The organism is Planococcus sp. YIM B11945 (genome assembly GCF_050864155.1).
Lineage (GTDB): Bacteria > Bacillota > Bacilli > Bacillales_A > Planococcaceae > Planococcus.
Genome location: NZ_JBOZWR010000001.1, coordinates 13,410 through 31,273, shown reverse-complemented (window position 1 = coordinate 31,273; position 17,864 = coordinate 13,410). Strand labels below are relative to the sequence as shown.

The window sequence follows — 17,864 nt, the reverse complement described above, 5'->3', positions numbered from 1 at the left end:
GCTATTGATATTCATTTTAGACGAAGCCCCGTTTTTTGGCAATAGCTTAGGACACTTTGACGTTTTCTGTATTCAGCGGCGCATCGGTTGAATCAATGATGTCTTGGACCGTAAAGCCGTCGAACACTTCCAGCAATTCAAGCCCGTTTTCCGTCACTTCAATTACCGCGCGTTCCGTAATGATTTTATTGACCACGCCTTTGCCGGTCAGCGGCAAGTCGCATTGCTTTTTGATTTTAGCAGAGCCGTCTTTTGACACATGGTCCATGATGACGATGACTTTTTTCGCGCCGTGGACAAGATCCATCGCACCGCCCATGCCTTTGATCATTTTTCCTGGAATCATCCAGTTTGCCAAGTCGCCATTTTCGGCCACTTCCATGCCGCCGAGTATCGCTACATCAATATGGCCTCCGCGGATCATTGCGAATGATTCAGCGCTTGTGAAAAACGCAGAACCAGGAATCGTTGACACCGTTTCTTTGCCGGCGTTGATCAGATCCGGATCGACTTCGTCTTCAGTTGGATATGGCCCGATGCCTAAAAGGCCGTTTTCCGACTGAAGAACCACGCTTTTATTGTCAGAAATAAAATTGGCGACGAGTGTCGGCATGCCAATTCCTAGGTTGACGTAATCGCCGTCTTTGATTTCTTTTTCGGCGCGTCTTGCAATTCGTTCTCTTACCATTTGTTTATCCACGAAATTCCCCGCCCTTTCTTAAACCGTCCGAGTTGTTAAGCGCTCGATGCGTTTTTCTTGTTTGGCTTGCAGCAGCCCTTGCACGTAAATGCTTGGCGTTTGGACATGATTCGGATCAATGTCGCCGGTCTCCACAATTTCTTCCACTTCTGCAATGGTGATTTTGCCTGCCGCTGCAGCCAACGGATTGAAATTTTGCGCCGTTTTGTTGTAAACCAAGTTGCCCATTTTATCCGCTTTGGCAGCGCGCACCAAGGCAAAATCCGCTTTCAGCGCGTGTTCAAGGACATATTCCTTGCCTTCAAACTCGCGGATTTCCTTGCCTTCAGCGACCGTCGTCCCAACGCCTGCTGGAGTGAAAAAGGCCGGAATGCCCGCTCCGCCTGCCCGCATTTTTTCAGCAAGCGTGCCTTGCGGCGTCAATTCAACTTCGATTTCGCCGGACAGCACTTGGCGCTCGAACTCTTTATTTTCGCCTACATATGAACCGATCATTTTCTTGATTTGCTTGTTTTTTAATAATAAACCCAGTCCCCATTCATCCACGCCGCAATTGTTCGAGATGACGGTCAAGTCGGTTACGCCTTTATCCACCAGCGCCAAAATCAATTGTTCCGGGATTCCAACCAGCCCGAATCCCCCAACCATAATGGTCGCGCCATCTTGTATTTGTTCCACTGCTTCACGAGCAGACCCATATATCGGTTTCATACCGAATGCCCCCTTTTTCGTCAATCTTTCTACTATTATAATAATTAAGCGCTTTCACTATTAATTTAAACAAACTCCCTATTAAAACGCAACTTGCAGAAAAAAGGCAACCCTTTGAGGATTGCCTTTTTCATTGCGTAAAATTTTCTTGAAGTTGTTCGTTCAATTCTTTTTTCAGTGGACGATCGTATAAAAGCGACGTAATAATCGCCGCTGCGACCAATACCGTAATAACCATAAAAAGCGCCTGCATGCCGTATAAATCCACCATCAAACCGCCAAAAAGCGGACCGATCATCCGGCCGCTCGTCGCGACACTGTTGACGATGCCTTGGTAAAATCCTTCTCTCCCTTTCGGCGCCAATTGATTGGCAAGTGCCGGAACAGCCGGCCAGACAAACATTTCCCCGATCGTTAAAATCACCATTGCGATAACGAACATACTGAAATCCTCTGCAAATGCGACAACCAAATAAGACACCGTCATGATCAAAATCCCAATGACAAGCTGGCTCTTGATGTTGTCTTCAATCCGTTTCATGATCGGACGGATAAACGGCTGGCCAATGACAATCAATAAACCATTGATCGTCCACAATAAGCTGTATTGCGGCAATGTGATGCCGATTTCCTGCGTATATGCAGAAATGGTCGATTGCCACTGGACGTAGCCGATCCAGCAAAGCAAATAGCCGGCACACACAATCATCAAGGCATAAAAAGGGCCGCGTTTGCGAATTTTCTTTTTTTCGTTAAAAACCGATGTATGGCTGGATGGTGAAATTGACATCGATTTGAAACCGAAAACCGCAATTAAAAAGAACAGCAAGTACATGCCCAAATTCGCTGCAAAAATATAATCAAAGCTATATGCGGCTAATACGCCAGCCATTGCCGGCCCGATTGCCACGCCGACGTTTTGTGCAAGATAAATGGCATTGAACGCTTTTCTTCCGCCTTCTGGCCAAGCCGTTCCGACCATGGCATACATGCTCGGAAACACAATGCCGCCGCTAAAACCGATAATCGTGTAAAAAACGGCAAACTGCATAAAATCATGCCAAATCGTCAGCCCGGTTAACGCTAGGCTTGTCAAAATGATGCCGCCGATTACCGATTTGTAGCCGCCGTATTTATCAAACAGCGCGCCGCCAAGCAAATTACCAACAATGGCTGCTGCCGCATTGACCATCAAAACGAGCCCGGCTACCGACAATGACTTCCCTAAATAATCGTGCATATATATAGTAGTTAACGGCCATAAAAACGAATTCCCCGTAACATTCACGAGCATTCCAATGATTAACAGCCAGACGCGTTTTGGCATAAAAGTCTCTCCTTCAGTTCACTTTCCATCAGTCATTGTATTCGTTTTTCAAACACTCTACAAGAAAAATTTTCGAAATGCGAAATATTTAAGCAGAATTAAAATATGAATAAATAGCTGACATTCCGCTAAACCCGTGTGCTCCTGCATCGCTGCGCTAGCTTCGTCGCAATGGCATTGCCCGAACTCCTTTCAGTCACTATCTTTCCTGCGGGCTTGCGGGAGCCTCCGCTGTTTTGCTACATATCTTCTAGACTTCTAGCAATAATAGAACAATCATGATGATTATCTCTATCTAGTAATAAGAAATCTCTTAGCTTCGGCGCGTCCACGGGCGGCAGGCGTAAGCCGACGAATGCCGACGAAGCGATAAGACGAGTGTTCTTCCCGGCTCTTTGGCGACGAGCTTGCGCAGGAGCAATCGTCTTTGCCTTACCCTAAGCGACCGAAGCAGTATATAAAAGTGATATTTCCTACGTTCATCTTATATAGTTAGCTTTTTTCGATATTGTCGTCTATTTTTCCGGCATGATACAATACCAGGCAGAGGAGTTGTTTTGCATGGAAAACCTACTGCCCTTTCCTTCAGACGGAAAGCGCTATTATACATGGAATCGCCATTTGCGCGATGAATTTGGCTTTAAGGTCATGAAAATTGCACTGGATGCCGGGTTTGATTGCCCAAACCGCGACGGCACGGTGGCACACGGGGGCTGTACATTTTGCAGCGTCGCCGGCTCTGGTGATTTTGCCGGAGACCGCATCGACTCGATCCCGGTACAATTTGAAAAAATAAAATCAAAGATGCACCAGAAATGGAAAGACGGAAAATATATGGCGTATTTCCAAGCCTATACGAATACTCATGCCCCGCTGCCGGTCATCAAAGAAAAATTCGAAGCGGCGCTTGCACTGGAAAATGTTGTGGGTCTGAGCATCGCTACGCGCCCCGACTGCCTGCCGGATGACGTCGTCGAGTATTTAGCGGAACTTAACGAACGGACGTATTTGTGGGTCGAACTCGGTTTGCAGACGGTCCACGAACGGACGGCGCTTCTTGTCAACCGCGCACACGACTTCCCTTCTTACATAGAAGGTGTTGAAAAATTGCGGAGACATGGCATTCGCGTCTGCACCCACATCATCAACGGCCTGCCTCTAGAAGACCGGGACATGATGATGGAAACGGCACGCGAAGTGGCGAAGCTCGACGTGCAAGCGATCAAAATCCATTTGCTTCATTTATTGAAAAACACGCCAATGGTCAAGCAATACGAAAAAGGCATGGTAGAATTTTTGGAAAAAGAGCAGTATATCGAACTTGTCGCGGATCAACTGGAAGTGCTGCCGCCTGAAATGGTCATCCAGCGCATTACGGGCGACGGGCCAATCGATTTTATGATTGGGCCGATGTGGAGCGCCAATAAATGGGATGTATTGAACGGCATCGATACAGAAATGGTTCGCCGTGAAAGCTGGCAAGGAAAGTTTTTTGCGGGGAGCGTGAAAGCATGAGTTTACAGCGCGTTTTGCCTTTTACCAAAAGCTTGTTGGAATTTGCCGTTGCCAGCGGCGACACAGTAATCGATGCGACTGCCGGCAATGGACATGACACTTTGTTTCTCGCGGAGTTGACTGGGCCAACCGGAAAAGTTTATGCGTTTGATATTCAGGAGCAAGCGATTGCCTCCACCCGGCAGCGCGTTGACGGATACAGCCACGTGGAGCTAATCCACGACAGCCACGCAAAAATCGATCAGTATGTAAACGAATCCGTATCCGCTGCGGTGTTCAACCTCGGCTATTTGCCGAAAGGCGATCACAGCATCATCACCGTCGCGAACAGCACCATTTCTGCATTGGAACAGTGCTTGGCCAAATTAAAACCGAATGGCTTATTGCTCGTTGTCATCTACAGCGGACATGCGGGCGGCAGCGAAGAACGGGACGCCGTGATGGCATTCGCCCAAAACTTGCCGCAAACGCAATTTGATGTGCTGCAATATGGTTTTATCAACCAGCAGCATTCCCCTCCTTTTTTAGTGGCCATTGAAAAAAAACCAACAAAAATTTAATCGGAATGGATTCACCCCCTTGGAAATTCTCCAAGGGGTTTTATTTGCTTGAAATACTCTTCTAGACAGAAGCGGTTTTTTTTGCTATCCTTTTAGTTACCTTGAGTAACAGTTATCAAGAGTAACTAAATGACAGGAGCTGGTACTGTGAACACAACTTACCAGAAATTTTTCCATCAACTCATTTTGCTCTACAGGCCATTCGAGCATCAGTTGAACTTAGAGCTTGCCAAGCATGACTTACACCGGGCGCAATGGTCAACGCTGTATTATTTGGCCAATCACGGCTCTTCGACATTGGTCGAACTTGCCAGCTACCAAAGCACTGAAAAACCCACCGTTACCCGCACCATCACCCGCTTGGAAGAAATGGGCTATATCGAACAGCTGCCGACAAAGGACAAACGGGAAAAACGGGTTCAGCTCACAGAACTCGGACAAACCCTTTACAAAAAGGTCCGCGTGGCAATCGACAAATTTGAACAAGACATTCTCCAAGGAATTACAGAACAACAACAACTTGAAACCATTCAGGTCATGGAAGAAATTCGGGCAAATCTATTAAATTAAGGAGCAATAGCGTTGAATCAATCACAAACAAAACTTTGGACGAAGGATTTTATCCTCGCCTCATCCGTCAATTTTTTATTAACATTGGTCTTTTATCTTTTAATGGTGACGATGGCGCTTTATGCAGTTGAAGAATTTGATGCTTCAACCAGTGAAGCAGGACTCATCACCGGTATCTTTATAGTCGGGACGTTATTCGGCCGGCTGTACATTGGCCGCATGATCGACATTATCGGCCGCAAACGGACATTGGTCATCGGGCTGATATTCTTTACCTTGACCACTCTTTTGTATTTTATTAATCTCGGCCTACCTGTTTTATTAGTTACCCGCTTGATTCACGGGATGGCGCTTGGCATGGCAAGTACGGCAGCCGGCACAATCGTAGCCCAAGTTATTCCTCCGACTCGTCGAGGCGAAGGCATCGGCTACTACAGCATGAGCGCGACGCTGGCCACTGCCATCGGACCGTTTATCGGTCTGTACATGAGCCAGATCACCAGCTTCCAAACGATCTTTGCGTTTTGCCTTGCACTCGGTGTGGTTTGCCTGCTCGTCGGTTTGCTCGTGCGCGTTCCTAAGTTGGCGCCAATTTCAAAAACGGCAGAAGCTGCTATCGAAGCAAAAGGATTCAAACTTTCCAATTTTATCGAACCGAAAGCTTTGCCGATCGCTTTGATCACCATGCTGATCGCATTCTGCTATTCCAGTATTCTTTCCTTCATTAATTTTTATGCCATCGAAATCGATTTAGTCGAAACCGCGAGTTTCTTCTTCGTCGTTTACGCCGTTGCGGTATTGCTGTCGCGTCCATTTACCGGCCGTCTCATGGATGCTAAAGGCGCAAATTTCGTCATGTATCCGGCATTTTTCTTGTTTGCAGCGGGATTGATGCTATTGAGCACCGTCACGACAGGCGTTATGCTGCTTATGGCAGGCGTGCTTATCGGCCTGGGCTTTGGCAATATGCAGTCGAGCACCCAAACGATTGCCGTCAAATTGACCGAGCCGCACCGTTTGGGCCTTGCCACTTCGACGTTCTTTATCGCCCTTGATGCAGGACTCGGGTTCGGGCCTTACTTGCTCGGATTTGTCGTTCCGGTTCTCGGCTTTGAAAAATTATATGTCGTTTTGGCAATTGTCATTTTGCTGACGGCCGTCTTGTACTATTTCCTTCACGGCAAAAAAGAGAAAAAAGCGTTCGCTGGAATAAAATCAGCCACTATCCAAGAATAAATGTCAAATGAGCAAAAATCCTTTCGTGGGTTTTCGCTCTTTTTTCATTTCAAAAAGGTTGCTTGGCTCCTAAAGAAAAGAAAACGACTGCAAGTAAAGCGCTCAATGGAAATGTAAAGAGTATTCTAGTTACTGCCTCTTTTCATTTCCTCTCAAAGCTGAATCCTCACTTTGGTAACTTTTGGCACACTATGATACTTTTAGAAGTGTATTTAGGATCACAATAGTCACTCATCAGAAAGGCGGCTTTAATCATGGAAAAATATCGCATCAACCCGGATAACGGACTGGAGTTCGGGATCTACACTTTAGGGGACCATTTGCCGAATCCAGCCACTGGCGAAAGAATATCCGCACAACAGCGCGTTCAAGATATCATTGAATACGCGTTGCTTGCCGAACAAGCGGGCATCGACTTTTTCAGCGTCGGCGAAAGCCATCAGGAATATTTCGCAACTCAAGCGCATGCTGTCGTGCTTTCTGCGATTGCGCAAGCGACCAAAAAAATTAAGATTGCCAGTTCTTCCACCATCATCAGTACCTCCGATCCTGTACGAGTATATGAAAATTTCGCAACGCTTGATTTGATTTCAAACGGCCGGGCCGAAATTGTCGCAGGGCGCGCTTCTCGGATCGGGCTTTTTGATTTGCTTGGCTATGATGTCCACAACTACGAAGATTTGTTTGAAGAAAAATTCGACCTTCTCCGGCTAATCAATGAAGAAGAAATCGTCAATTGGAGCGGCGAGTTCCGTGCACCGCTGCGGAATGCTAAAGTTTTGCCGCGCCCTGTGAATGGTTCGATGCCGATTTGGCGAGCAGTTGGCGGAACGCCTGCCAGCGCTATGAAAGCAGGATACGCTGGAGTACCAATGTTCATGGCTCATTTAGGCGGCGCCTCTTCAGTATTCAAACGCACCATTGATGCTTACCGGGAAGCGGCACGTGCCGGCGGACACAATCCAGATGAACTGCCTGTGGCAACGGCCGGATTTTTCTATGCTGCTGAATCGTCCCAGCAGGCATTGAAAGAGCTGTATCCGCATATCAACGAAGGCATGAAGCTGACAAATGGCGGCGGCTTCCCTAAGCAGCTCTTTGCCCAAGGCGTCGATCCGCATAACATCATGAACATCGGCAGCCCGCAGCAGATCATTGAAAAAATTCTGCATCAGCACGAAGTGTTCGGCCATCAGCGTTATATTGCCCAAATCGATTTTGGCGGCATGCCGATGGACAACATCAAGAAAAACCTCGACATGATCGGCAGCGAAATTTTGCCAGCCATTAAAAAATACACAGCTAAAAAGTAAGGAGGATGGAACATGAAAGTGGTTGGATTATCCGGCTCTCAAATTGGTTCGAAAACTAGAACCGCTGTTGAGGCAGCCATGCAAATGGTTGCTGTAAAATACCCGTATGTGGAAACAACTATGATCGACCTCGCTGAGTTTAAAATGGAGTTTAGCGACGGACGCAACTTTCTCGATTATGAAGGCGATACGGGCTATGTCACGAAAACTTTGATGGAAGCTGATGCGATCATCATCGGAACGCCTGTATTCCAGGCATCTATTCCAGCAGCGCTTAAAAACATTTTTGATTTACTGCCGGTCAACGCATTTCGCGACAAAGTCGTCAGTATGCTTGTAACTGCGGGATCTTCCAAACATTATTTAGTGGCGGATTTGCAGTTGAAGCCTATCTTGTCGTATATGAAAGCGCAAATCGTCCAGACCTTTGTTTTTATTGAAGAACAAGATTTTCGCAACAAGCAAATTGTCAACGATGATGTGTTGTTCCGCATCGAACGTCTGGCGGAAGACACGGTGGTTTTGACGGAAACGTTCACGAAAATACGAGAGGCAAAAGAAGCGGAGTATGATTTTTAATGAATGGATGCAATTGCAGCCACTAAAAAAGCGTATAAACCCAGAACCGGGTTCGTACGCTTTTTTACGTTAAAGAGTATGCAAATCGAAGCAGGATGATGATAAATTCAGTAATAACGCTATTGGCGTTTCTGCATTTCTTCCGCAATCAACTGGAACGTCGTTAATTTGTCATCAAAGTCATAAGCAATTGATACGAGCATCACTTCATCTGCCGCATAGGATGCGGCAAGCTCCTCCAATCGATCTGCTACTTGTTCCGGTGTGCCGACAATCATCCGCCGGCGGTTTTCCTCGACGAGCAGACGCTCGAATTTAGAATACGGATAAGCCATTGCCCGTTCCGGAGGCGGCGTGCCTTTTGACGGCATTGCCTGCGCGCCCATGCAAAGTGCCAAGTCCATCGAAGAAGCGACCCATTCCGCTTTCTCTTCCGTTTCCTGGCAGACGACGAATATCGCCACGCCTTGGTAAGGCTTGCTTTCCTCAGTTGAAACAAAGCGGTCCCGATATGTCCGTGCGAAGCTTTGCCCGCCTTCGCCGTTGATAAACTGGGCAAACATATACGGCAGCCCTTTTTCAGCAGCGAGTTCCGCCGAACTTTGGCTGGATCCCAAAACCCATATGGGCGGCGCTGCATCAGTAACCGGCGTTGCTTTCATGCCGAAATACGGATGTTCTTCCGGTATTGCATCGTTCAAATACATCCGGAGATCATCAATTTGTGTTGGAAATTGGTTGATATCCCGTTTCTTTCCTTCATTCAATGCATAGCTTGCGCGCGGCATGCCACCTGGTGCCCTCCCCACTCCGACATCGATGCGGTCCGGATATAGCGCTTCGAGCAGCTTGAAATTTTCTGCCACTTTGAACGCCGAGTAATGCGGCAGCATCACGCCGCCAGATCCGAGACGAATCGTATTAGTGACGGCACCCAAATGCGAAATGAGCACTTCCGGAGAAGAGCCGGCAAGCGTTGTGGCGTCGTGGTGTTCAGATACCCAAAAACGCGTATAGCCCCATTTCTCGGCATGGACCGCCAGTTGCGCCGTCTGTTTCAGCGCTTCTTGCGGGGTGCTGCCTTCCGAAATAGGGGATTGATCGAGAATGCTGTATTTTAATGCCATAAGTTGTCCAAGTCCTTTCTATTCCACCAAATAGCCAAGCGAGCGCATTATATTTTTAACAAATAAATGCGTCGATATGAAAATGTCTTCCCTCTCTGGCTCTTGAAACAAATCGTGGTAGCCATTCTTCCATTCCTTGTAGCTAAATTCTCTCAGATTCTGCTGTTTCAACCACAGTTTTGCTGCTTCTTTGTCTGCAATTTGATCGTGTTCACCGGTTTGGACAAACGTCGGAATGTCAGGAAAGCGCGTTTTTCCAAGCTCAGTCTGTTTCATATACGCTTGTAATTCCGCATACCATCCGGATGTAACCATCGTTTGATAGTACGGATCATCATTTTCGACCATCATCACTTCAATATTCCGTGTCAGGTTCCGGATTTGGATATCGTGGTCCAGTTTAATATTCGACATTAATTTGTGCAGTCCGGGCAAGGAATTGGATACGGGCGCAGGCGTTTTCAAAAGGCGCAGCCATGGAGATGTAAAGACAGCTCCCGCAATCGAAGCGGAATATTTGCCCAGCACATTCATCGCCAATGTGGCGCCAAGCCCATGTGCTATTACAAAAACCGGCAGCTCATGCTCCATCGCAATTTTGATCGACATGCGCACCGACTCTTCGTAATCGTTGAATGCTTCATCGTGAATGGCCCCTTTTGAAATTTTCTCTCCGTGTCCCGGCAAGTCCCCCATGACAACATGGAAATCTGCGGACCGCCATTGCTCGATTTGCCAGGCGTACCGAAGATGGTGCTCATAAGCATTATGTATAAGAACAATGACCGCTTTTGCTTGGCCTACCGCTTGCCATTTCCACATCACTCGCGCCTCCCTTCCCTGCATTGCCGGAACTGTCTCTGTTTGACCTTTACCCTAGTTTTGATAAGATTAAATAAAAGTTCATCTTTTAAAAGGAGTTTTTTTATGATCTATCCATTCAAAGACAAACAGCCTTCCATTGATCCTACTGTTTTTATTGCCGATTATGCCACCATTACAGGCGACGTGACAATTGGAGCCGAGTCATCGGTTTGGTTTAACACCGTAATCCGCGGTGACGTCGCCCCCACGATTATCGGAAAAAAAGTCAGCATCCAGGATTTGAGCGTGCTTCACCAAAGCCCGGGCAAAACCTTATTGATTGAAGACAACGTCACCATCGGCCATCAAGCGATGCTCCATAGCTGCACCATCCGAAAAGGTGCTTTGATCGGCATGTCCTCCATTATTATGGACGGTGCTGAAATCGGTGAAGGCGCATTTATCGGCGCCGGCAGTTTAGTGCCGCCCGGCAAAGTTATCCCGCCCGGCATGCTGGCAGTTGGCCGCCCTGCCAAAGTGGTACGCGAGCTCCGCGAAGATGATGTACAAGACATGGAGCGAATCGTCCGGGAGTACGCCGAAAAAGGCGCTTATTATAAATCGTTGCAACAGCCAAAAACTTCGGCAGCCAGTGAATAAATTACAGGCATTTTCGCTAGGAATATTCTCTCATTTTTATTATTAGAATTTTTAGTCTTTTATTCGAATAAATTAATCATACCTTTAGAACTAACAAAATTCAATTGCCAGTAAATCAAAAAAGACGATTCAGCTAAATGCCGAATCGTCTTTTCTAGTTGCTATTAAACGCCTGCTTGCTCTTTCAACAAATCGGCTTTGTCAGTGCGTTCCCATGGAAGATCTACATCTGTGCGGCCAAAGTGGCCATACGCTGCAGTTTGTTTGTAGATCGGGCGGCGCAAGTCAAGCATTTTGATGATGCCTGCCGGGCGCAAGTCGAAGTTTGCACGGACAAGATCGATCAACGTTTCTTCGCTGACTTTGCCAGTTCCGAATGTATCGAATGCTAATGATACCGGATGAGCAACGCCGATTGCGTAAGCCAATTGCACTTCACAACGGTCTGCAAGTCCTGCAGCTACAATGTTTTTCGCAACATAGCGCGCAGCGTATGCAGCTGAACGGTCAACTTTTGTTGCGTCTTTCCCAGAGAAAGCACCGCCGCCGTGGCGCGCGTAACCGCCATATGTGTCAACGATGATTTTGCGGCCAGTCAATCCCGCATCCCCTTGTGGTCCGCCAATAACAAAACGTCCAGTTGGATTGATGAAGTATTTTGTTTCTGCATCCATCAATTCCGCTGGCACCACTTCGTTGATGACATATTCCTTGATGTTGCGCTGAATTTGCTCAAGCGTCACTTCTGGGTGATGCTGAGTAGAGATAACAATCGTATCCACGCGAAGCGGTTTGTTGTTTTCATCGTATTCAATCGTCACTTGCGTTTTGCCGTCCGGGCGCAAGTAAGGAAGAATTTCTTCTTTGCGCACTTCTGCCAAACGGCGCGCCAATTTATGGGCCAATGAAATCGGCAATGGCATCAATTCTTCTGTTTCATTGCAAGCGAAACCGAACATGAGGCCTTGGTCTCCTGCACCGATATCGTCCAGTTCCTTATCAGTCATTTGTCCATCGCGCGATTCAAGCGCTACGTTAACTCCAGCAGCGATATCAGGCGATTGCTCATCGATAGAAGTCAAGACTGCGCTTGTTTCAGAGTCAAAGCCATATTTTGCACGTGTGTAGCCGATTTCGCGGACAGTTTCACGCACGACTTTCGGAATATCAACATATGTAGATGTTGTAATTTCTCCCGCTACAAGGACAAGCCCTGTCGTTACAGTTGTTTCGCATGCTACGCGAGCATTTGGATCTTCTGTTAAAATCGCATCCAAGATGGCATCTGAGATTTGGTCACAGATTTTATCCGGATGGCCCTCTGTTACTGATTCTGAAGTAAATAATCGACGGTTTTTCAAAATGTGTATTCCTCCTTATATCCTGCGAGATTGCTCCCGAAATTGATCTGATACTCATTTCCCATGTCAAGCCCATTTGAAATGGACTTCAAGCCGTTGTGGCCTTTATACACGAGGATAAAGGGCATTTGCACAAAAAAATCCCTTCCTTTTAGTTCATAAGGAAAGGGAAAATCATCATAAGCACCTTTCACTCTTATCATCCAAGGACTTTGCACCTTGTTTCAGGTTTGGCACCTTCGCTGCACCTGCAGCAGGTTGCCGGGTTTCATAGGGCCTGCCCCCTCCACCAGCTCGGAATAAGAGTATCCGTTCAATTTTCCATCTTACTTAATGTGCAAGTTCATGTCAACTTTTTTTCGCATTTCCTATCTTTTAATAGCAAAAACTTTTATTATTTATAAAGGATTATGTACGAATTGGAAATTTTGCATTTGCCGCAGCTATTAGTATAGACTATTGGGCACAATGTGTTATACTAATCTTCGAATCTATTTCCTCCCCATTTCCATGGGAATACACGAAAAGGAAGGTACATATATATGAATACAGTGAACTTCGCAAGCGGCCTGAATGATTTATTGAATGGCCCTAACGTACGCATTCAATTATCTGTTCCTCAATTAGTAGAAGAAGCAACATCACGCGGTGAAGCGGTTTTAACCGTTGATGGAGCTGTCAAAGCTGAAACAGGAAAATACACAGGACGTTCTCCTAAAGACAAGTATATCGTAGAAGAGGAGATTACGAAAAACAAAGTGGATTGGGGCAATGTCAACCGCCCAATTTCTTCTGAGATTTTTGAAAACCTTTATACGAAAGTCATCAATCACTTGAAACAAAAAGATGCTTTATATGTCTTTAAAGGGTTTGCCGGAGCTGATCACCAATCTCGCCTTTCTATTCAAACAATCAACGAATATGCATGGCATAATTTATTCGCTCATCAATTGTTTATTCGTCCGAATGCAGAAGAACTGGCGGCACATCAAGCAGACTTTACGGTTGTTTATGCCCCTACCTTCCATGCGGACCCAGCAGTAGATGGCACGGATTCTGAGACGTTTATCATCGTTTCGATGGAAAAACGCATCATTTTGATTGGCGGCACGGAGTATGCCGGTGAAATGAAAAAATCGATCTTCTCTATTATGAACCATATTTTGCCTGAAAAAGGCATTCTTCCAATGCACTGCTCAGCAAACGTTGGCCCTGAAGGAGACGTTACGTTGTTCTTCGGCCTTTCGGGCACTGGAAAAACGACGCTATCTGCTGACGAAAACCGCAAATTGATCGGCGACGACGAGCACGGCTGGTCAGACAACGGCGTCTTCAATATCGAAGGCGGCTGCTACGCGAAAACAATCAATTTGACGCGTGAACACGAACCGCAAATTTACGATGCCATCCGTTTCGGATCGGTTCTTGAAAACGTGGTCGTGGATCCAGAAACACGCATTCCGGATTACGCAGACGGTTCATTGACAGAAAACACGCGTGCGGCTTACCCAATTCAAGCAATCGACAATATCGTCGACCCTTCAGTTGCAGGACATCCAAAAACAATCGTCTTCTTGACTGCAGACGCATTCGGTGTATTGCCTCCGATCAGCCATTTGACGAAAGAACAAGCGATGTACCACTTCCTGAGCGGCTATACATCTAAACTTGCTGGAACTGAGCGCGGCATCACTGCTCCAGAAGCAACGTTCTCAACTTGCTTCGGATCGCCTTTCCTTCCATTGCATGCAACAGTTTACGCTGAAATGCTTGGCAAAAAAATCGACGAGCACGGCGTCCAAGTCTTCCTTGTCAACACGGGCTGGACTGGCGGCGAATACGGCGTCGGAAACCGCATGAAATTGTCTTACACACGCACAATGGTGCGTGCGGCAATCCACGGTGAGCTAAACAATATTGAAACGGAAAAAGAAGAGATTTTCGGCTTTGAAATCCCGAAAGAAGTTCCTGGAGTTCCGACCGAAGTATTGACTCCACGAAAAGCTTGGGCTGACAAAGAAGCATACGACCAAAAAGCACAAGATCTTGCTCGCCAATTCCAAGAAAACTTCAAGAAGTTCGGAACTGTCGCGCCTGAAATCGCTGTACAAGGCGGACCTGTTCAAAACTAAAACTTATAGTACCCATCTTAAACTTATAAGAAACGATTTAAAACCCTGTATCGCTTTTGCTGATACAGGGTTTTTTCAAAGTTTATTGGAAAATCATGTTGATGCTGAAGAACTTCACTCGTGCCTCCGCATCCATTCCGCTGCCGCCCGGACTGTCCGGCGGTTTGCCGCTGGCGGGAAAAAGTGGGTATAATCCGGGAAATACCATGTTTCGTGCGGCTGGTTGTTCAGTTTCAGTGCTTCTTCAAGCAAATATGCCTGGCCAGGCGATACGTTTTCATCCTGCAATCCGTGTATGATCAACATGGGGGCTGTAGCTTCATCCAACCGCAGCAATGGATTGCGTTCTTCGTAAGCCGCAAGCGCTGTGTTTGGCGTGCCGCCATAAATGCGCTTCATCATACGCCGCATATCGGGGCGCTCTTTATACGTCAAGACCGTATCGGTCACGCCTGCCCAAGTCACAACGGACGTGATGTCGTCTCGAAGCACCGCGGTCCATAATGCCATGATGCCGCCTCTTGAAAATGCCAGCAAATGAACCTTGCCGTTGCAATGCGCTTTTAGCACATCCACAGCATACACCGCATCCCACCGGTCGGCGCCTGCAAATTCGTCGCGCCCTTCCCCTCCGCGGTTTCCGCGGTAATAAGGAGCAAATACGACAAAGCCTTGCGATGCAAACTGGGCGATGCGCGCCGGCCGGACCATGCCGATCGACTGGATGCCGCCCCGCAAATACAACACGCCGCTGTAGTCACCCGGCGCTTTCGGTTTCGCCAAGAGGCCTTTTACTTTCAGCCCTTCTGACCAATACACGATTTCTTCAATGGAAACATGCGGATTTGGCGAAGGGTATCTTTTTCTCGATTCAATCGTTCCATTTTCCAAGCTGTTTCACCTTCTCTATAATTGCCTGCATTCCTTCGTCTTTCATTAAAAAACTGAACGAATCATCTACTGCTAATTTTTCTAATAAAACCGGGCCTTCTGTCTCCATCAGCTCGATCGGTTCCATTCGGCTCACCGTGCCGATCATGACCGTTTTGCAAAACGGCTCTTCCGAATAAACCACGTATTCCGCAAACCATTCAAGTTGTTCGACAAACGCTCCAGTTTCTTCATATACTTCCCTTCGAGCTGCACCGAGTAAACGTTCACCCGGTTCCACTTTGCCGCCTGGAAATTCCAAGCCTCTCACTGCATGTTTCGTCAATAGCCAGCTGCTGCCGTATTTTGCAATGACCAATACGTGCTTGCTGTCGATGGGGAAAGCATTTTGTTGAAAAGTCAATTCGCATTTATTGCCGTTCAAATCTCTGTATTCCATCATCGTCCACCTCTTAGCCATAAGAAAAAGCGTACACTCACGTTCAAGCGTACGCTTTTGTATCTTTAGTTTACTTCTTTTCACCCAAGAATGCTGACAGCATCCATGAATGTTTTTCTAAGTTTTGGTGAATGGCATTCAACATGTCTTCCGTCATGTCGTCGCCGTCTTCAGCAGCGAGCTCCATGCCTCGTTTTAATGATTTCATAATTTTATCGTAATCCGAAACAACCGTTTGAACCATTTCATCCGAACTTTCTTTGCTAGTCGCTTCTTCAACTACTGACAATTCCAATTGTTCTTTCATTGTAGCAACCGGTTTGCCGCCTAACGCCAATAAGCGTTCTGCGATTTCGTCCATATGCAATGTAGCTTCGTTGTACAATTCTTCAAATTTCACGTGCAATGTAAAGAACTGATGGCCTTTTACGTACCAATGGTAGTTATGTAATTTCGTATAAACAACCGACCATGTAGCGACTTGCACGTTTAATTCTTGGTTTAATTCCTTTGACATTCCAATCACTCTCCAATTAGTTAATTAAGTTCTTATACTTTATTAATACCTTTAAATTGCCTACAATAAACATTAAGAGCTTTAGACTACTTGAAAGAAGCTGACAAAACATGAAAACCGTGCTTTTAAAAACGTTTCGTTTTTACCAGCGTTTCATTTCTCCGCTTAGCCCGCCGAGCTGTCGATTTTACCCGACCTGCTCGCATTACGGCATCGAAGCCGTCGAAAAACACGGCGCAATAAAAGGCGGCTATTTGGCAATCAAACGCATTTTGAGCTGCCATCCGTTTCATAAAGGCGGAATCGATTTTGTTCCGGACGAATGGCCCCCCAAAAAATAATTTTGGGGTTTTTCTTGTTTTTTGGAAACCTTTCGTGTAACATACGATTAGTCAATAAAACGTAATCGTTACAATTTGGAGGCCTCATATGAAAAAGCTCGTCCCATTACTTGCCCTTATTTTATTATTAGCAGCCTGCGGACAAAATCCACAAACCGGATCTGAAGAAGACGGAAAGCTGCATGTCTACACCACCGTTTATCCGCTCACTTATTTTGCTGAACAAATTGGCGGCGAACGGGTTAACGTCGAGTCCGTTTATCCGGCTGGAGCAAATGAACACACATTCGAACCAACGCAGCAGGACATGATTGCACTCGCGGAAGCCGATTTGATGTTTTATGTCGGGCTGGGCCTTGAAGGCTTTATCGATAATGCGAAGAAAACCTTGAAAAACGAGGACGTGGAATTTGTGGCGACTGCCGATGCCATTTCAGACGAAGAACTGGAATCCGGACATTCCCATGAAGAAGAGCACGGCGAACATGAAGACCACGAAGGACACAACCACGGCGATACGGATCCCCACGTTTGGATGTCGCCTGTCTTGAGCCAAAAACTGGCAGAATCCATCAAAGATTCGTTGGTGAAAGCAGATCCTGAAGGTGCTGAAATGTTTGAAAGCAATTATGCAAAACTTGTGGAAGAACTTGAACAATTGGACCAGTCCTTCACTGACCTTTCAAACAAAGTATCCAATAAGACATTCTTTGTGTCGCATGCGGCATTCGGCTATATCGCTGAACCGTACGGCTTTGAACAAGTCGCAGTTGCAGGATTAAATAGCCAAGACGAACCGTCACAAAAAGAATTGACCCAAATCGTCGATTTAGCAAAAGAGAAAAAAATCAATTACATCGTTTTTGAACAAAATGTCTCTTCTAATTTGGCCGAAGTCATTCAAAAAGAAGTCGGTGCAGAAGCATTGGAAATGCACAACCTCGGCGTCTTGACCCAAGAAAACATCGACAACAAAGAAACTTATTTCACCTTGATGGAGAAAAACCTTCAAGTATTGGAAACGGTCATGAAATAAAAGCAAAAAGGCGAATCCCTCTAGACGGATTCGCCTTTTTGTTTA

General features: G+C 46.5%; 19 protein-coding genes, 1 riboswitch and 1 other annotated feature (1 of these 21 only partly in view). Of the genes, 10 read left to right on the top strand and 9 right to left on the bottom strand.

What is annotated here, in order from left to right:
* Position 1: a binding site (T-box leader), on the bottom strand (it extends 206 nt beyond the left edge of the window).
* Positions 2-46: 45 nt separating this feature from the next.
* The 3 genes from ACRRQV_RS00260 to ACRRQV_RS00250 form a co-directional block, all read right to left on the bottom strand.
* Complete coding sequence (locus ACRRQV_RS00260; RefSeq protein ID WP_432526470.1) at positions 47-700, bottom strand: 3-oxoacid CoA-transferase subunit B; 654 nt, start codon at positions 698-700, stop codon at positions 47-49.
* An 18-nt stretch (positions 701-718) separates the two neighbouring features.
* Complete coding sequence (locus tag ACRRQV_RS00255; RefSeq protein WP_432526468.1) at positions 719-1,411, bottom strand: CoA transferase subunit A; 693 nt, start codon at positions 1,409-1,411, stop codon at positions 719-721.
* 130 nt (positions 1,412-1,541) lie between these two features.
* Positions 1,542-2,738 carry an MDR family MFS transporter gene (locus ACRRQV_RS00250; protein ID WP_432526466.1) on the bottom strand — a complete coding sequence of 399 codons (1,197 nt, stop codon included), beginning with the start codon at positions 2,736-2,738 and terminating at the stop codon, positions 1,542-1,544.
* A gap of 561 nt (positions 2,739-3,299) precedes the next feature.
* Between ACRRQV_RS00250 and ACRRQV_RS00245 the strand changes: the two genes are divergently transcribed.
* From ACRRQV_RS00245 to ACRRQV_RS00220, 6 genes are all read left to right on the top strand, one after another.
* Positions 3,300-4,253: a TIGR01212 family radical SAM protein gene (locus ACRRQV_RS00245; RefSeq protein WP_432526464.1), complete on the top strand. Its 954-nt coding sequence runs from the start codon at positions 3,300-3,302 to the stop codon at positions 4,251-4,253.
* Positions 4,250-4,813: a class I SAM-dependent methyltransferase gene (locus tag ACRRQV_RS00240; RefSeq protein WP_432526462.1), complete on the top strand. Its 564-nt coding sequence runs from the start codon at positions 4,250-4,252 to the stop codon at positions 4,811-4,813. Before ACRRQV_RS00245 ends, ACRRQV_RS00240 begins: the two co-directional genes overlap by 4 nt.
* A gap of 147 nt (positions 4,814-4,960) precedes the next feature.
* Positions 4,961-5,383 carry a MarR family winged helix-turn-helix transcriptional regulator gene (locus tag ACRRQV_RS00235; protein ID WP_432526460.1) on the top strand — a complete coding sequence of 141 codons (423 nt, stop codon included), beginning with the start codon at positions 4,961-4,963 and terminating at the stop codon, positions 5,381-5,383.
* Between the two features lie 12 nt (positions 5,384-5,395).
* Entirely contained in the window at positions 5,396-6,619 is a 1,224-nt protein-coding gene (locus ACRRQV_RS00230; protein WP_432526458.1) for an MFS transporter, read from the top strand.
* Between the two features lie 254 nt (positions 6,620-6,873).
* Entirely contained in the window at positions 6,874-7,932 is a 1,059-nt protein-coding gene (locus ACRRQV_RS00225) for an LLM class flavin-dependent oxidoreductase (RefSeq protein ID WP_432526456.1), read from the top strand.
* A 12-nt stretch (positions 7,933-7,944) separates the two neighbouring features.
* Entirely contained in the window at positions 7,945-8,511 is a 567-nt protein-coding gene (locus ACRRQV_RS00220; RefSeq protein ID WP_432526454.1) for an NADPH-dependent FMN reductase, read from the top strand.
* Between the two features lie 119 nt (positions 8,512-8,630).
* Here ACRRQV_RS00220 and ACRRQV_RS00215 read toward each other — a convergent pair whose 3' ends face one another.
* Together ACRRQV_RS00215 and ACRRQV_RS00210 are read right to left on the bottom strand one after the other, a co-directional pair.
* Entirely contained in the window at positions 8,631-9,638 is a 1,008-nt protein-coding gene (locus ACRRQV_RS00215; RefSeq protein ID WP_432526452.1) for an LLM class flavin-dependent oxidoreductase, read from the bottom strand.
* A gap of 18 nt (positions 9,639-9,656) precedes the next feature.
* Positions 9,657-10,460: an alpha/beta fold hydrolase gene (locus ACRRQV_RS00210; protein ID WP_432526450.1), complete on the bottom strand. Its 804-nt coding sequence runs from the start codon at positions 10,458-10,460 to the stop codon at positions 9,657-9,659.
* A 105-nt stretch (positions 10,461-10,565) separates the two neighbouring features.
* Between ACRRQV_RS00210 and ACRRQV_RS00205 the strand changes: the two genes are divergently transcribed.
* On the top strand, positions 10,566-11,102 hold the full coding sequence (locus ACRRQV_RS00205; RefSeq protein WP_432526448.1) for a gamma carbonic anhydrase: 537 nt from the start codon (positions 10,566-10,568) through the stop codon (positions 11,100-11,102).
* A 164-nt stretch (positions 11,103-11,266) separates the two neighbouring features.
* Here ACRRQV_RS00205 and metK read toward each other — a convergent pair whose 3' ends face one another.
* Positions 11,267-12,466 carry a methionine adenosyltransferase gene (metK, locus tag ACRRQV_RS00200; protein WP_432527687.1) on the bottom strand — a complete coding sequence of 400 codons (1,200 nt, stop codon included), beginning with the start codon at positions 12,464-12,466 and terminating at the stop codon, positions 11,267-11,269.
* Positions 12,467-12,656: 190 nt separating this feature from the next.
* Positions 12,657-12,769: riboswitch (SAM riboswitch) on the bottom strand.
* A 236-nt stretch (positions 12,770-13,005) separates the two neighbouring features.
* Here metK and pckA point away from each other — a divergent pair.
* On the top strand, positions 13,006-14,595 hold the full coding sequence (gene pckA / locus ACRRQV_RS00195; protein WP_432526446.1) for a phosphoenolpyruvate carboxykinase (ATP): 1,590 nt from the start codon (positions 13,006-13,008) through the stop codon (positions 14,593-14,595).
* 114 nt (positions 14,596-14,709) lie between these two features.
* On the opposite strand, the gene ACRRQV_RS00190 is transcribed toward pckA, so the two are convergent.
* From ACRRQV_RS00190 to ACRRQV_RS00180, 3 genes are all read right to left on the bottom strand, one after another.
* Complete coding sequence (locus tag ACRRQV_RS00190) at positions 14,710-15,486, bottom strand: alpha/beta hydrolase family protein (RefSeq protein ID WP_432526444.1); 777 nt, start codon at positions 15,484-15,486, stop codon at positions 14,710-14,712.
* A complete protein-coding gene (gene ytkD / locus ACRRQV_RS00185; RefSeq protein ID WP_432526442.1) occupies positions 15,467-15,928 on the bottom strand; it encodes an RNA deprotection pyrophosphohydrolase in 462 nt (153 codons plus the stop codon). Before ytkD ends, ACRRQV_RS00190 begins: the two co-directional genes overlap by 20 nt.
* A 67-nt stretch (positions 15,929-15,995) precedes the next feature.
* Positions 15,996-16,442: a Dps family protein gene (locus ACRRQV_RS00180; RefSeq protein WP_432526440.1), complete on the bottom strand. Its 447-nt coding sequence runs from the start codon at positions 16,440-16,442 to the stop codon at positions 15,996-15,998.
* Between the two features lie 110 nt (positions 16,443-16,552).
* On the opposite strand from ACRRQV_RS00180, the gene yidD reads away from it, so the two are divergent.
* The gene (gene yidD, locus ACRRQV_RS00175; protein WP_432526438.1) at positions 16,553-16,783 is read left to right on the top strand and encodes a membrane protein insertion efficiency factor YidD; all 231 of its coding nucleotides are present in this window, start codon (positions 16,553-16,555) and stop codon (positions 16,781-16,783) included.
* A gap of 88 nt (positions 16,784-16,871) precedes the next feature.
* The gene (locus ACRRQV_RS00170) at positions 16,872-17,819 is read left to right on the top strand and encodes a metal ABC transporter solute-binding protein, Zn/Mn family (protein WP_432526436.1); all 948 of its coding nucleotides are present in this window, start codon (positions 16,872-16,874) and stop codon (positions 17,817-17,819) included.
* Positions 17,820-17,864 lie beyond the last annotated feature (45 nt).

Bases quoted from the DNA above. Each gene is read 5' to 3' on its own strand.
- ACRRQV_RS00220 (WP_432526454.1), top strand. From the start codon at position 7,945: ATGAAAGTGGTTGGATTATCCGGCTCTCAAATTGGTTCGAAAACTAGA.
- ACRRQV_RS00245 (WP_432526464.1), top strand. From the start codon at position 3,300: ATGGAAAACCTACTGCCCTTTCCTTCAGACGGAAAGCGCTATTATACA.
- ACRRQV_RS00215 (WP_432526452.1), bottom strand. From the start codon at position 9,638: ATGGCATTAAAATACAGCATTCTCGATCAATCCCCTATTTCGGAAGGC.
- ACRRQV_RS00255 (WP_432526468.1), bottom strand. From the start codon at position 1,411: ATGAAACCGATATATGGGTCTGCTCGTGAAGCAGTGGAACAAATACAA.
- ACRRQV_RS00180 (WP_432526440.1), bottom strand. From the start codon at position 16,442: ATGTCAAAGGAATTAAACCAAGAATTAAACGTGCAAGTCGCTACATGG.
- pckA (WP_432526446.1), top strand. From the start codon at position 13,006: ATGAATACAGTGAACTTCGCAAGCGGCCTGAATGATTTATTGAATGGC.
- ACRRQV_RS00210 (WP_432526450.1), bottom strand. From the start codon at position 10,460: ATGTGGAAATGGCAAGCGGTAGGCCAAGCAAAAGCGGTCATTGTTCTT.
- ytkD (WP_432526442.1), bottom strand. From the start codon at position 15,928: ATGATGGAATACAGAGATTTGAACGGCAATAAATGCGAATTGACTTTT.
- ACRRQV_RS00240 (WP_432526462.1), top strand. From the start codon at position 4,250: ATGAGTTTACAGCGCGTTTTGCCTTTTACCAAAAGCTTGTTGGAATTT.
- ACRRQV_RS00170 (WP_432526436.1), top strand. From the start codon at position 16,872: ATGAAAAAGCTCGTCCCATTACTTGCCCTTATTTTATTATTAGCAGCC.
- ACRRQV_RS00205 (WP_432526448.1), top strand. From the start codon at position 10,566: ATGATCTATCCATTCAAAGACAAACAGCCTTCCATTGATCCTACTGTT.
- ACRRQV_RS00225 (WP_432526456.1), top strand. From the start codon at position 6,874: ATGGAAAAATATCGCATCAACCCGGATAACGGACTGGAGTTCGGGATC.
- ACRRQV_RS00250 (WP_432526466.1), bottom strand. From the start codon at position 2,738: ATGCCAAAACGCGTCTGGCTGTTAATCATTGGAATGCTCGTGAATGTT.
- yidD (WP_432526438.1), top strand. From the start codon at position 16,553: ATGAAAACCGTGCTTTTAAAAACGTTTCGTTTTTACCAGCGTTTCATT.